Source organism: Rothia sp. LK2588 (assembly GCF_040946465.1).
In the GTDB taxonomy this organism is placed as follows: Bacteria; Actinomycetota; Actinomycetes; order Actinomycetales; family Micrococcaceae; genus Rothia.
The window spans coordinates 421558-434870 of the sequence record NZ_JAYWLS010000001.1; the positions used below are offsets into that span (position 1 = coordinate 421558).

Annotated in this window: 11 protein-coding genes; 6 read left to right on the plus strand and 5 right to left on the minus strand. The window is 59.4% G+C overall.

Annotated elements, in window-relative coordinates:
• Window positions 1-62 precede the first annotated feature (62 nt).
• The gene (pdxY, locus tag VVR12_RS02035; RefSeq protein ID WP_368549445.1) at window positions 63-914 is read right to left on the minus strand and encodes a pyridoxal kinase PdxY; all 852 of its coding nucleotides are present in this window, start codon (window positions 912-914) and stop codon (window positions 63-65) included.
• Between the two features lie 257 nt (window positions 915-1171).
• On the opposite strand from pdxY, the gene VVR12_RS02040 reads away from it, so the two are divergent.
• From VVR12_RS02040 to VVR12_RS02065, 6 genes are all read left to right on the plus strand, one after another.
• Window positions 1172-1963, plus strand: coding sequence for a phosphoadenylyl-sulfate reductase (locus VVR12_RS02040; protein ID WP_368549446.1), 792 nt, complete (start codon window positions 1172-1174; stop codon window positions 1961-1963).
• Window positions 1960-2865, plus strand: a complete 906-nt coding sequence (gene cysD, locus VVR12_RS02045; protein ID WP_368549447.1) for a sulfate adenylyltransferase subunit CysD — start codon at window positions 1960-1962, stop codon at window positions 2863-2865. The genes VVR12_RS02040 and cysD overlap by 4 nt, the downstream gene beginning before the upstream one ends.
• Window position 2866: 1 nt before the next feature.
• Window positions 2867-4135, plus strand: a complete 1269-nt coding sequence (locus VVR12_RS02050; protein WP_368549448.1) for a sulfate adenylyltransferase subunit 1 — start codon at window positions 2867-2869, stop codon at window positions 4133-4135.
• 30 nt (window positions 4136-4165) lie between these two features.
• A complete protein-coding gene (locus VVR12_RS02055) occupies window positions 4166-5149 on the plus strand; it encodes a sulfite exporter TauE/SafE family protein (RefSeq protein ID WP_368549449.1) in 984 nt (327 codons plus the stop codon).
• Window positions 5142-6872: a nitrite/sulfite reductase gene (locus tag VVR12_RS02060; protein ID WP_368549450.1), complete on the plus strand. Its 1731-nt coding sequence runs from the start codon at window positions 5142-5144 to the stop codon at window positions 6870-6872. The genes VVR12_RS02055 and VVR12_RS02060 overlap by 8 nt, the downstream gene beginning before the upstream one ends.
• Window positions 6873-7045: 173 nt before the next feature.
• Window positions 7046-7171 carry a hypothetical protein gene (locus tag VVR12_RS02065; protein WP_368549451.1) on the plus strand — a complete coding sequence of 42 codons (126 nt, stop codon included), beginning with the start codon at window positions 7046-7048 and terminating at the stop codon, window positions 7169-7171.
• Window positions 7172-7299: 128 nt separating this feature from the next.
• Here VVR12_RS02065 and VVR12_RS02070 read toward each other — a convergent pair whose 3' ends face one another.
• From VVR12_RS02070 to nirB, 4 genes are all read right to left on the minus strand, one after another.
• Entirely contained in the window at window positions 7300-9156 is a 1857-nt protein-coding gene (locus tag VVR12_RS02070; RefSeq protein WP_368549929.1) for a DNA/RNA helicase domain-containing protein, read from the minus strand.
• Window positions 9149-9382, minus strand: a complete 234-nt coding sequence (locus tag VVR12_RS02075; RefSeq protein ID WP_368549930.1) for a MazG-like family protein — start codon at window positions 9380-9382, stop codon at window positions 9149-9151. Before VVR12_RS02075 ends, VVR12_RS02070 begins: the two co-directional genes overlap by 8 nt.
• A 150-nt stretch (window positions 9383-9532) precedes the next feature.
• Complete coding sequence (cobA, locus tag VVR12_RS02080; RefSeq protein ID WP_368549452.1) at window positions 9533-10627, minus strand: uroporphyrinogen-III C-methyltransferase; 1095 nt, start codon at window positions 10625-10627, stop codon at window positions 9533-9535.
• Window positions 10627-13269, minus strand: a complete 2643-nt coding sequence (nirB, locus tag VVR12_RS02085; protein ID WP_368549453.1) for a nitrite reductase large subunit NirB — start codon at window positions 13267-13269, stop codon at window positions 10627-10629. Before nirB ends, cobA begins: the two co-directional genes overlap by 1 nt.
• Window positions 13270-13313 lie beyond the last annotated feature (44 nt).

Genomic DNA, 13313 nt, shown 5'->3' on the forward strand with positions numbered 1-13313 from the left:
CATCAGAGCCGTGTTTTCACCCACGAGGCGGGGAATTTTGTATGCGTTAGAAACGCGGGCCGCTACTTGATGCGTTCGGCGGTGAATGTACGCTTCGGGGCCACATAGGCCTCCTGCGACTCCACCAACTGCAGCTCACGCTGACCGGAATCCAAGGTGTTCTGCAAAAGCTCAAAGACGCTGGCGGTGGTCAGCTCCAGGGCCTTCTGCACCGAGTCCCCGTTTGCAAAGTGCGAGGCGAACAGCGCCTGGGTGACGTCGCCGGAACCATTGGCCTTGAACGGCAGACGCGGGGTGGTGATCAGCCAGGACTCCTCGGGAGTCGAAGCCAACATCTGAATCGAATCCTCCGGGGTATCGGGGGTGTCGACGCTGGTGACCAACACAACCTGCGGGCCGATCTCCCGGACCTTCTCGATCGAAGCGAAGATATCATCCAGCGTCTTCGGGTCGGTTCTGGTCACGAACCCTAGTTCGAACTGGTTCGGGGTGATGATATCGGCGTGCGGCACCACGCGGTCGCGGATGAGCTGTTGCACCTCGTCCGAGACAAAACAACCACTCTTGGCGTTGCCGAGCACCGGATCGCAAGAGTAGAGCACCTTCGGGTTGCGCTCGCGGGCGGTGGCCACGGCGTCCAGGATCGCGTCACCGATGGACGCCCCGCCCTGGTAACCGGAGATGATCAGGCTGGTGTCGGTCAAGCCACCGCGTTCGTCGATGCCGGTGATGACTTCGCGAACGTCATCGCCGGGGATCAGCGGGCCGCGCCAGGCGCCGTAACCGGTGTGGTTGGAGAACAGCACGGTGTTCACGGGCATGACCTCGTGACCCAGTCGCTGCAAGGGAAAGACTGCGGCGGAGTTGCCGACGTGGCCATATGCCACGGCGGACTGAATCGAAAGAATACGCATACCTCGAGTGTAGCCCGCTGCCCTCATCGGCGCGCAGTTTATGAACTGATGGGGCAACATGCCAGCGCGCGTGACGTCACAAGGAGTTTCATGACGTTTCACGACGTCAGATGTCGATGGAGTGACGTCCTGTGACCTGCGACTACGCGCGGGCTGAAGTGAAGATTGACCCGTGCCAGACTGTGTTTCGAACCGCTTCCCGTGAGACCCGACACACCGGCATATCCCCGGTCAGGGTCAACGAAAGGCCCGAACCCATGACAGACCCACAAGGTCCGCTCAACTTCGTCTCCGCCGTGCCTGCCACGGTTGACCCCGCGGTCAGCCCCGCGGGGACCCAACCGGCCACACCGCTTCCCGAGGCAACCCGCGAGCGCAACGCGCGATTGGTGGAAACCTACGCCGAGCGGCTCTACGACGCCGGTGCCGAAGAGATCCTGGACTGGGCCAGAGAACACGTGCCCGGCCCACTGGCCGTCACGCTCTCGATGGAGAACACCGTGCTGGCCGAGCTGGCCGCCCGCCACCTGCCACAGGCCGACTTCCTCTTTCTGGATACCGGCTACCACTTTCCCGAGACCCTCGCCGTCGCCGACCAGGTCGAGGCACGTTACCGCCAGAAACTGGTGCGTGCCAAACCGCTCTTGTCGGTGCCTGAACAAGACGCCCGGTACGGCCTCAACCTCTTCGCCACTAATCCCACCGCCTGTTGTCGCATGCGCAAGGTCGAGCCCCTGGCCGCTTACATGGGCCCCTACGACGGTTGGATCACCGGGTTACGCCGCGACGATTCACCGCTACGGGCACACACCCCGGCCCTGGACATCGACCCGAACGGTCGGCTGAAGATATCACCGATCGTCACCTGGACCCTCGAGAAAACCAACGAATACATCGCCGAACACGACCTCATCGTCAACCCGCTGACCACCCAGGGGTACCCCTCGATCGGTTGCGCACCGTGCACCAGAAAGGTCGAGAACGGGGCAGACCCCCGCAGCGGACGCTGGTCGGGATTCGCCAAGACAGAATGCGGACTACACACATGAACCAAAATCACCTCTCACCCCACCTCAAAGACCTCGAGAACGAATCCCTGCAGATCCTGCGAGAAGTCGCAGGGCAATTCGACAAAGTCGCGTTGCTGTTCTCCGGCGGCAAAGACTCCGTAGTGGTGTACGAGCTGGCCCGCCGCGCCTTCGCCCCGGCGGCCGTCCCCTTCGAGCTGTTACACGTGGACACCGGCCACAACTTCCCCGAGGTGCTCGCCTTCCTCGACCGGTTGGTCGAGAACACCGGCGCACGCCTGCGCGTGGCCAAGGTTCAAGACTGGATCGACCGCGGGGAACTGCAGGAACGCCCCGACGGCACCCGCAACCCGCTACAGACCGTGCCGCTGGTCGAGACCATCGAGGAACAGGGGTACGACGCGGTACTCGGCGGGGCACGCCGCGACGAGGAACGCGCCCGCGCCAAAGAACGTGTCTTCTCCGTGCGGGACTCTTTCGGCGGCTGGGATCCCCGCCGCCAGCGTCCGGAATTGTGGAACCTCTACAACGGCGGGCACCTCCCCGGGGAGAACATCCGCGTGTTCCCGATCTCCAACTGGACCGAGGCAGACATCTGGGAGTACATCGGCGCTCGCGGCATCGAGTTGCCCCCGATCTACTTCGCCCACGACCGCCAGGTGTTTCAGCGCGACGGCATGTGGCTGACTGCCGGTGAATGGGGCGGGCCTAACGACGGGGAGGAGGTCGTCACCCACCGCGTCCGCTACCGCACCGTCGGAGATATGTCGTGCACCGGCGCGGTGCTCTCCGAGTCCGAAACCGTACAAGACATCATCACCGAGATCTCCACCTCCACACTCACCGAACGCGGTGCCACCCGCGCCGACGACCGTCTGAGCGAATCCGCGATGGAAGACCGCAAGAAGGAAGGGTATTTCTAAGATGACCGCCACCCACACCGAACCCACCACCCCGGCGCTGGCCCAACGCTCAACCCTGCACCTGTGCACCGCAGGCTCGGTGGACGACGGCAAGTCGACCTTCGTCGGTCGCCTCCTGCACGACACCAAATCAGTGCTCGCCGACCAGCTCTCGGCGGTCGAACGCACCTCCCGCGAGCGCGGTCACGATGGTCTCGACCTCTCGCTACTGGTCGACGGCCTGCGCGCCGAACGCGAACAGGGCATTACCATCGACGTGGCATACCGCTACTTCTCGACCGCCCGACGCACCTTCATCCTGGCCGACACCCCCGGCCACGTGCAGTACACCCGCAACACCGTCACCGGCGTCTCCACCTCCGAGGTGGTTGTCTTACTCGTGGACGCCCGTCACGGCGTGGTCACGCAAACCCGCCGCCACCTCACCGTCGCCGCGCTGCTGGGCATCCAGCACGTGGTGCTCGCGGTCAACAAGATCGACCTCGTCGATTACTCGCAGGAGGTCTTCGAGAAGATCGCGCGGGAATTCACCGAACTGGCCGCCTCCCAGGGCGTGGAGGACGTGCACGTGATCCCCATCAGCGCCCTGCGCGGCGACAACGTGGTGGAACCCTCCAAGCACACCTCGTGGTACACCGGGCCCACCGTCCTGCACCTGCTGGAAACCATCGACATGACCGCCGACGAGCAGAACAACCCGTTCCGCTTCCCTGTACAGTACGTGATCCGCGAACATGGCAGCGATTACCGCGGGTACGCCGGGCGCATCACCTCCGGAACCATCGCCGTCGGTGACGAGGTGGCGGTCGACGAGTTTCACACAACCACCGTGACCCACATCGACACCACCGACGGGCCGGTGCACTCTACCTCGGCCGACGAATCGGTGGTGCTGCGGTTGGCTGACGATATCGACCTTGCGCGCGGGGCCCTCATCACCGGCGGGGCGCGCCCAGCACCACGCCGCGAATTCACCGCCCGGCTGGTGGGGTTGGCTGAGAAACCGTTGTGCCCCGGCGCGAAGGTAAAACTGCGCTACGGCACCTCGCTCGTCCGTGCCCGGGTCAGCGCCATCGAGTCGGTGTTGGACATCGACACCGGCACTGAACACGAGGCCGAGACGGTCGAGCTCAACGACGTCGCTACCGTCACCGTACAGCTAGCCCAGGAACTACCCGTCGAACCCTACGCTCGGGCCGGTCGCATCGGCTCGTTCTTGCTCATCGACGCCGCCGACGGCAACACCCTGGCCGCCGGGTTGGTGCAATAAACCACCCCACACAGAAAAGGAGATGAGCACATGCGCACCCTGATCCTGATAGCGCTCGCCGGCGCCGTCGCCCAGCTGGTCGACGGCAGCCTCGGCATGGGATTCGGCGTCACCTCCACCACCTTTCTGCTGGCATTCACCTCGCTCACTCCGGCCGGGGCCTCGGCGGTAGTCCACGTCGCCGAACTGGGCACCACGCTGGCCTCGGGACTGAGCCACTGGAAGCTACAGAACGTGGACTGGAAGGTGGTGTTCAGCCTCGGTGCTCCCGGTGCGATCGGCGCCTTCCTCGGCGCCACCGTGCTCAGCCATCTCTCGCTGGCCTTTGCCAAACCGGTGACCTCGGGAATCCTCGCGACGATCGGCGCGTTTCTGGTGATCCGCTTCGCCCGCGGACGCACCACCGCGCGTGTGAACCGAACCCCGGCGTCCCGATCCGTCTTGGCGGTGCTGGGTCTGGTCGGCGGTTTCGTCGACTCGGCCGGCGGGGGTGGCTGGGGCCCGGTCACCAGCTCCACGCTGATGAGTATCGGACGCGCCGAGCCGCGCCGCATCGTCGGCACGGTGAACACAGCCGAGTTCCTGGTCACGCTGGCCGCCTGCGCGGGGTTCGGGCTGGGGCTCTGGCATGAGCTGATCGCCCATCTGGGTGCCTCGCTCGCGTTGCTGGGCGGTGGTGTGCTCTTCGCGCCGGTGGCCGCGTGGTTGACCACCAAGGTCAATCAGCAACTGCTCGGTGGTTTCATCGGCACGGTGCTGGTGCTGACGAACCTCGCACCCTTGCTCGACCCTCTGTCGCTGAACGCACCCACCCTGGCGCTGGTTTTCGTGGCGATCGGCGTATTGGGCGTGTGCCTGAGCCTATGCGGGGTGCGCCGGGCACGCACTACCGAGCGGCCCTTCACCTACTCCGAATCCATCACCGCTAACACACCCGAGCCGGTCACCACCGGGGCCGGTCTGTCTCATACTGTTTCACCCTCAACCTCTCGGGAAAGTTTTCATCATGGCTAAGACTCTGACCTCACGCAACGGACTCGACGACGGCCCGGATCGCAAGAAACCGGTCTCGAAGAAACCCAACGGCCAGTGGGCCGTGGACGGCAAGGACCCGCTCAACGGCAACGAAGAGTGGAAGCGGGCCGACGACGGCCTGAACGTTCGCGACCGTATTATCAACACCTACGCCCGAGAGGGTTTCGACTCCATCGAAGATCACGACCTGCACGGTCGGTTCCGCTGGTGGGGCCTGTACACCCAGCGCAAACCCGGTATCGACGGTGGTAAGACGGCCATGCTCTCGAACGAAGAGCTGGAAGACCGCTACTTCATGCTGCGCGTGCGCATCGACGGTGGGCAGTTGAGCACCGAGCAGCTGCGCGTGATCGGCGAAATATCGCGTGACTTCGCGCGAGATACCGCCGACGTGACCGACCGCCAGAACCTCCAGTTGCACTGGGTGCAAATCGAGGAGGTCCCCGAGATTTGGCGTCGCCTGGCCGAGGTGGGGCTGGACACCACCGAGGCCTGCGGCGACGTTCCGCGCGTGATCCTCGGGTCGCCGGTGGCCGGGATCGCCCGGGACGAGCTCTTCGATCCGACCCCGGTGATCCGGCAGATCAAGGAGCGCTATATCGGTGACCCGGCGTTTTCGAACCTGCCCCGCAAGTACAAGACCGCGATCACCGCTCACCCGAGCCAGGACGTGATCCACGAGATCAACGACTGCGCCTTCGTGGGTGTGGAGCATCCCGAGCTGGGGTTGGGCTTCGACCTGTGGGTCGGCGGCGGGTTGTCGACCAACCCGAAGTTCGCCGAACGTCTGGGCGCGTTCGTGACCGCCGAGCAGGCCCCGGAGGTCTGGGCGGGCGTCACCGGCATCTTCCGCGATTATGGCTACCGTCGCCTGCGCAACCGCGCGCGCATGAAGTTCCTGCTGGCGGATTGGGGCCCCGAGAAAATCCGTGAAGTGTTGGAGAACGAATACCTGGGGTACAAATTGCCGGACGGCCCTGCCGCCCCGGTGCCGCAGGTTTCCGGGGACCACATCGGCATCCATGAGCAGAAAGACGGCAATTACTACATCGGCGCGGCCACCACGGTGGGCCGGGTTTCGGGTACCACGCTGATCGGCCTGGCCGAGCTACTGGAGTCGGTGGGTTCTTCGCAACTGCGGACGACCGTGTACCAAAAGTTCCTGCTGTTAGACATTCCCGGGGATAAGGTGCCCGCGGTGGTGGCGGGGCTGGGGGAGTTGGGGCTGACTCACGAACCTTCGGTCTTCCACCGCAACACCATGGCCTGCACCGGCATCGAGTTCTGCAAGCTCGCGATCGTGGAGACCAAGAACGTGGCCGCTGAGGTGATCGCCGAGCTGGAGCAGCGCCTGGCCGATATTGAGGAGGAACTGCCTCAGAAGTTGACCCTGCACATCAACGGTTGCCCGAACTCGTGCGCGCGCATTCAGACCGCGGACATCGGCTTGAAGGGGCAGATCATTACCGTGGACGGCGAGCGGGTGCCCGGGTACCAGGTGCATCTGGGTGGCGAGTTGGCCGACCACACGAACGGCGGCACCGGCCAAGTGGGCCGCACGGTACGCGGCCTGAAGGTGGCCCAGCGGGATCTGGCCGATTATGTAGAGCGCCTGACGCGCACCTTCGTGGCTCACCGCGAGAGTAGGGATCAGAGCTTCGCGGCGTGGGCGCAGGAGGCTGATGAGGAGCTGCTGAAGTAGGTGTTGATGGGGGGAGGCTCCCTTGCCGGGTGGCGGGGGAGCCTCTTGTTGCCCGACCTGAAAAATTCGAAAGTATGTTCGAAAATATGCTAGCTTTGCGAGGAGGACTAGGTAAAATAAAACGTACCCGGCCGCGAACCGGGTACGTTCATAATCTAAGGAAGGAGTTTGCGATGTCGTTGCAGGATATCGCAACTCTTGTGCTTATCCTCGCATCGGCCTCCGCCATTGTCAATAACGTGGTTAGCGCCGTTGACAAGGTGCGGGATTGGCTGACTCGAGGGGAGGACGAGGGATAGCAACGGGGGTGCCGTGAGGTGACTCTCGGCACCCCACACCTTGCTTGGTCCGGTGAACGTTAAAGCCCCTGCCCGCTGGTTGCGGGTAGGGGCTTTTGAAATATTTATATTAGATTTGTTATAAAAAATCAAATTTGTATGTGAGAGAAAGGTGTCGAAAAATCTTTAAAGGGAAATTTAGAAGAATCAAGAAAAACTTTATACTTTGCAGGCACAAAATCCACATTGGCACCGGACACCGTCTTTAGGGCTTCCCTAAACTGATTTCTTAGATCAACATCTACAATATAAACATAGGTGCCCCGAATGCCCCTTGATAACAACACTTTATAGATATTTAAAACGTAATTTAAAATATCCTCATCGGAGAAAATTTTATTTAACTGGGGGTTGTTTTCCTTACCTTTTTTGTCATAATAATTTTCCCTTTTTAACACAACTCTTCCGACCTCAGCATCCCAGACTATATCATTACCAATGATGATCCCTGCATAGTTCAAATCGTACCCTTGTAGGGTGTAAATTGAACCCACTTCATGCACTGATGAGGGGGTATTAACCCAATCTTTGGTAACTGAATTCCATTTTGCTTCCCAAAGACCGTGTGAATCATTTATACATATGTCGTAAGCATCTTTGTTATTTTTACTTCTCCAAGGAAAAGCGAATCCGGCAGCCATGCGAGATAGTCCAAATCTTCTTTCGTGTTTGAGTATCTCGTACTGCATTTCAGAGACACTCTCAAAGATCCTAAAATCATAATCATCTAAATCTACCGGTTTGATTTCACGACCCTTGAATACGTTGTCCAGGAAATCAAAATATTCATTAGGGGCATGCATGCGCATCTGACTTCTTAGCAGATGATGCGACTTTTTTGCTTTGGATTGCTCTAAAATATTTTCGATTTGTGCATCATCAAGATCCATGGGTCGGATATTTTGATGAGAGTCCAATAATAATATTGAGTTATTACTCAATCTATATACCCAATCCAGTTGCGTATATGATGGATCGTCATTTCCAAACAATTTTATGTTAATGTCTTTATATAATTTGTTACGCATACTTGAATTTTGATTGGCTCTAACGCTGAGTCGATGTGCCTCATCTACGATAATTAGATCGAACTTGGATTCAGCGTGTTTATTTCCCAGCTCAAAAGGATCTAATACTTTCACGCTTGAGAGTCCTTGAGTTTTACGGAAAATATTAGCAATGCTCTTGCGTAATGATTCCTGGGGTATCACCAGAGCGAGCTTTAAGTCCTTTAAGAGGTAATAATCCCTAGACCCATATTCGCATAATGGTAAAACGAAATCATCTTTTGACTTGATATCATCATCCGGTGAAGAAAATTTTATACTACTGAGGTATTTTAGAAAATAAATAGCAACAATGGTTTTACCTGTGCCAGCTGCTCCCTCGACTACAAATCGAGTATTGCCTGAAGAAGTCATACTCGACTTTAGTGACGTGAACATTTTATTTACAGCTAATACTTGATCATCATTCAAGCTCTTGAAAGGAGAATACTTATAAATATCACTATTTAAAATTTCACGTAAAGGCTTGTCGATGATGCCTGTTTGCTTTAAATGAAAAACAATTTCATTAAATTTATCCTCGTAAAATTCTCTTTGATAATAATTAGAGTCAAATACTCCATTGTTTCTATTTAGAATCTCATACTTTCCATCAGCGTAGAGGATATTTATTAGCTTAGACTCTAAATGTAAAGTAGCGGATTTATTAAAAGTTTTATCCACTATAGCATGAGCAGTATCTAAATTACTCACTTTTTCGGGGTTGGAGAGATGTTGCAACATGCGGCTCTGGAACTTTAGTGTTTCACCCACATATAGATGCTTACGCCCAGTTAAAAGGTAAACTATTGGCCAATTGGATAATCTTTCGTCTACTAGACCCCGTACCGCTGTAGCGGTATTATCAAAGGCGCATGGGATGATCTCATAATCATTCATTGCATTCACACCCCATCACCTCTGGGTATTTTTCGGCGTTTATTGCTAGTTTATCTTGAATGATTTTCTTTATATCTAATTCCGCGTATTCCGCTAACAAAATGCAATAAATGAAGACATCTGCAAGCTCGTTTGATAGCTCTCTAAAATCCTTTGTTTCTTCCCACTGGGAGAGTTCTAATAGCTCATTGGCTTCGATTGATATGGATTTAGATAGCGTATCAATTGAATGATATTTGGGTCATCCTCTTTTTTGAGAGAATTCCTTAATTTCTCTAGTCAATTCGTCGAAATTAGCCAATGCGCCTATCCTTAATGTCTACTTTCTTTACGGAAATTGCCAACATTAAGGTTACACCCGGTGTGAGTCCAGATACTATACTCTAGCGTCTTTACCCTCACTCAACGCCAAACCCAGCAACTCGTCGCGGGCGACCTGGGCGGCGGCGTCCTCGGAGTCGCCGGCGGCGACCACCTCGCCGATCACCGTAATCGCCGGCGGGCGGACGTCCTGCAAATCCTCATTTGCACGAGCCAGCGTCGAATAGCGCACCCGTTCGTTTGCGCGGTAGACATCCTCGAAGGTGCCCAGTGGCATGTCGCCACGTACCCCGCGCGCCAACAAACCCGCTACCGTATGGGGGAGCGTGCGCACACCCATCAATAGCGAGATGGTGCCGCCCGACTTCAAGAACCCGGCCAGGTGATCCAGCTCGGCGTCAGACAGCTCCGCGTGGCCAGAGACCACCGTGAACATATGCGAAACCTTCCGCAGAGTCATCGGAACCTTCGCCCGCGCCGGAACAGAAATCGAAGCGGTCACACCAGAGACCACCTCAACCTTCAGCCCCGCACGCTCGCACACGTATAGCTCCTCGGTGCCGCGACCAAACACGTACGGGTCGCCGCCCTTCACCCGGGCGACGTTCCTACCCGCCAACGCGTGATCGATCATCAACCGATCAATCTCACGCTGCGGAACCTTATGCTGACCCGGCACCTTGCCGACGTCGATGATCTCGGCACCCGGCGCCCACGCCGCAATATCGGCCGTCGGCGCCAGATGGTCAATCAGCACCACATCGGAGGCCGACAAGGCCTCAAATGCGCGCGCCGTCATCAGACCCGGGTCGCCCGGGCCCGCGCCGATCAAGAACACCGTGCCGGTCTCGCCCTTGGGCTGCTCGGTATCCACCGACACCACCACGCCGGGCACAGCCTGCCGCACCGCTGCACGCCAGGCAACGACGCCATCCGCCTCAAGAGCAGACTCGTGCGCGGCACGCACCGACTCACCGGCGCAGATCACCACCAGCGACGGACGCAGCGAAGCGGCTCGTTGCAGATCGGCAGGGTTCGCGCACTGAATGACCGACGCCGCCGCGCCGTACTTATGCAACACCCGCGAGGTGCGCTCGGGGGAGCCGCACAACAGAACGACGGCGTCGGTCACATCAAGATGCTCAAACATTAGGCTCCTGCAGGTGCGCCCACGGGAATCTTAGCGCCCGAAATCAGCATCGGTGCGCCCTCCTCCTCGCGCTCGGCGGCGGCGATCTCTTCGGCGGTCGCGGGGCGAATCATGTCGCGTTCCAACACGTACATACGAGCCTTGTTGTCCGGGGTTTCCGGCTCGTTCACGAACGAACGGAAACGCTTCATACGCTCCGGGGACTCGAGGGTAGCCGCCCACTCGTCCTCGTAGGTGTCCACGTGATGCTGCATGTCGGCGTCCAGATCGGCGCAGATACCGAGCTTGTCGTCGATGATCACCTGCTGCAGGTGCTCGATTGCGTCGCCGTACTGCTCGTCGAGATCCTCGGCCCAACGCGCGGTGCGCTGCAGCTTGTCGGCGGTGCGGATGTAGTACATCAAGAAGCGATCCACGTACTTCATCAGGGTCTCCTGATCGAGATCCTTCGCGAAGAGGCGGCCGTGGGCCGGGTTCGCGCCACCGTTGCCGGCGAAGTACAGGTTCCAGCCGTTGGTCGTGGCGATCACGCCGACGTCCTTACCCACCGATTCGGCGCAGGAACGGTTACAACCCGAGACGCCCATCTTGAACTTGTGCGGCGAACGCAGGCCCTTATAGCGGTTCTCCAGGTCAATCGCCAGGGTCGTGGAGTCACCCACGCCGAAGCGGCACCAGTTGGTGCCCAGGCACGACTTCACGTTACGCAACGACTTGCCGTAGGCGTTGCCCGACTCGAAACCGGCGTCCACGAAGATCTTCCAGATCTCCGGGAGCTGTTCCAGGCGCGCACCGTAGAGACCGATGCGCTGGGCACCGTTGATCTTGGTGTACAGGCCGTACTTCTTGCCGACCTCGGCGATCACCGCGAGCTTCTCCGGGGTGATCTCGCCACCGGGAACGCGCGGGATAATGCCGTAGGTGCCGTCCTTCTGCATGTTCGCCAGGTTGCGGTCGTTGGTCTCCTGCAGGGAGCCGCGGCCGCCGTCCAGCGGGTACGAGTTGCGCTGCGACGAGAGGATGGACGCCACGGTCGGCTTACAGATCGCGCAACCGTCTTCACCCTGGCCGAAGCGAGCCAGCACCGAGGGGAAGTCGTTGTAGTCGGTGGCCTTGACCGCCGCGAACAGTTCGGCGCGGGAGAGCTTGAAGTGCTCACACAGCGACTTATCGACAGACAGACCCAGCTTCTTCATCTGCTGCTCGAGGGTCTTCTGCATCATCGGCACGCACGAACCGCACTGGGTGCCCGCGGTGGTGGCGGTCTTCAGCGAACCAATATCTTGGTTGCCGTCCTGAATCGACTGGCGGATCTCGCCGAAGCTGATGTTGTTGCACGAACACATGATCGCGTCGTCGGGCATCTCGGTATCTGGAGCGCCCTCGCCACCGGCGGCCGAGAGATACGCGGCCGGCTCGGCGGGCAGCTCGCGGCCGAGTAGCGGCTTGAGCGCGTCGAACGGGGACGCGTCACCCACGAACACGCCGCCCAGCAGGGTCTTGGCGTCGGGGCTTGTCACGATCTTCTGGTAGACCTTCTTCGAGGGGTCAATGTAGACCACCTCGAGGGCGTCCTTGGTGGTGCCGCGGCGGTCACCGAAGCCGCCGACCTCCAGGCCCGAGAACTTCAGCTTGGTGGCGATATCGAAGTCTTCGAGGTGCTCGTCGCCACCGTTGAGGTTCTTCGCCACCGCATCTGCCATCTGGTTGGCCGGTGCCACCAGGCCCCAGGTGCGGCCCAGAATGCAGGCGACCTCGCCGATGGCCCAGATGTGTTCGTCGGAGGAGCGGCAGTGGTCGTCGACCAACAGGCCGCCACGCTCGCCGAGCTTCATACCGGCCTCGCGCACGAGCTCATCGTTGGGGCGAATGCCCGCGGCCATGCAGACCATATCTGCCTCGAGGTCGTGCAGCTGGGCTTCGTCACCCATGCCGTCGGCCACCGAGACCGACACGACCTCGCGCGAGGCGTCAGAGTTAATGGACGAGATGAACGCGCCGGTCTCGATCTCGATACCGGCCTCGCGGATCAGCGAGTTGACTAGGTGTCCACCGCCTTCGTCCACCTCGATGGAGAGCAACCAGGGAGCGACGTCCAAAATGGTGGGGGAGGCGCCCAGGTCGCGCAGACCCTCGGCTGCCTCGAGGCCCAACAGGCCACCGCCAACCACGATCGCCTTAGGCGCGCGGCCCAGCTTCTCCTTCAGTCGAGCCACCTCGCTGACCATCGTCTGCACGTCGTCGATCGTGCGGAAGACGTGGGCTGCCTCCGAACCGGAGATCGGGATCTTCACCGCGCGAGAACCGGTGGCCAAGACCAGCTCGTCGTAAGAGTAGGTCTCGCCGTTGTCGGCTACCACCGTGCGGTCGTCAGGGTTGAGCTTGGTGGCGCGCACACCGCTGATGAGGTTCACGGTCGGGGCGTTCCACAACTCGGGGTCACCCAGGGTGAGATCCTTGGTGGGTTCCTTGAAAAGCTTCTCGAGGCCCACTCGGTCATAGGGAGTGTGGGTCTCTTCAGAGATGACCGTGACGGTGTCGGTCGTGTTCTCCGCCAGGAAGGAGCGAACGAAGCGCCAGGCGGCAGGGCCGCCGCCGATCACCAGAATGTTGCGGGCGCTGTGCGAGTTCTTGTTGGCCATGATTCACCATGTCTTTGAGGTAGTTAGAACCTTATTACAGGCTC

Coding starts and splice junctions, on each gene's coding strand:
- cobA (WP_368549452.1), bottom strand. CDS start 10,627: ATGTTTGAGCATCTTGATGTGACCGACGCCGTCGTTCTGTTGTGCGGC.
- VVR12_RS02050 (WP_368549448.1), top strand. CDS start 2,867: ATGACCGCCACCCACACCGAACCCACCACCCCGGCGCTGGCCCAACGC.
- nirB (WP_368549453.1), bottom strand. CDS start 13,269: ATGGCCAACAAGAACTCGCACAGCGCCCGCAACATTCTGGTGATCGGC.
- VVR12_RS02070 (WP_368549929.1), bottom strand. CDS start 9,156: ATGAATGATTATGAGATCATCCCATGCGCCTTTGATAATACCGCTACA.
- VVR12_RS02055 (WP_368549449.1), top strand. CDS start 4,166: ATGCGCACCCTGATCCTGATAGCGCTCGCCGGCGCCGTCGCCCAGCTG.
- VVR12_RS02040 (WP_368549446.1), top strand. CDS start 1,172: ATGACAGACCCACAAGGTCCGCTCAACTTCGTCTCCGCCGTGCCTGCC.
- pdxY (WP_368549445.1), bottom strand. CDS start 914: ATGCGTATTCTTTCGATTCAGTCCGCCGTGGCATATGGCCACGTCGGC.
- cysD (WP_368549447.1), top strand. CDS start 1,960: ATGAACCAAAATCACCTCTCACCCCACCTCAAAGACCTCGAGAACGAA.
- VVR12_RS02060 (WP_368549450.1), top strand. CDS start 5,142: ATGGCTAAGACTCTGACCTCACGCAACGGACTCGACGACGGCCCGGAT.
- VVR12_RS02065 (WP_368549451.1), top strand. CDS start 7,046: ATGTCGTTGCAGGATATCGCAACTCTTGTGCTTATCCTCGCATCGGCC.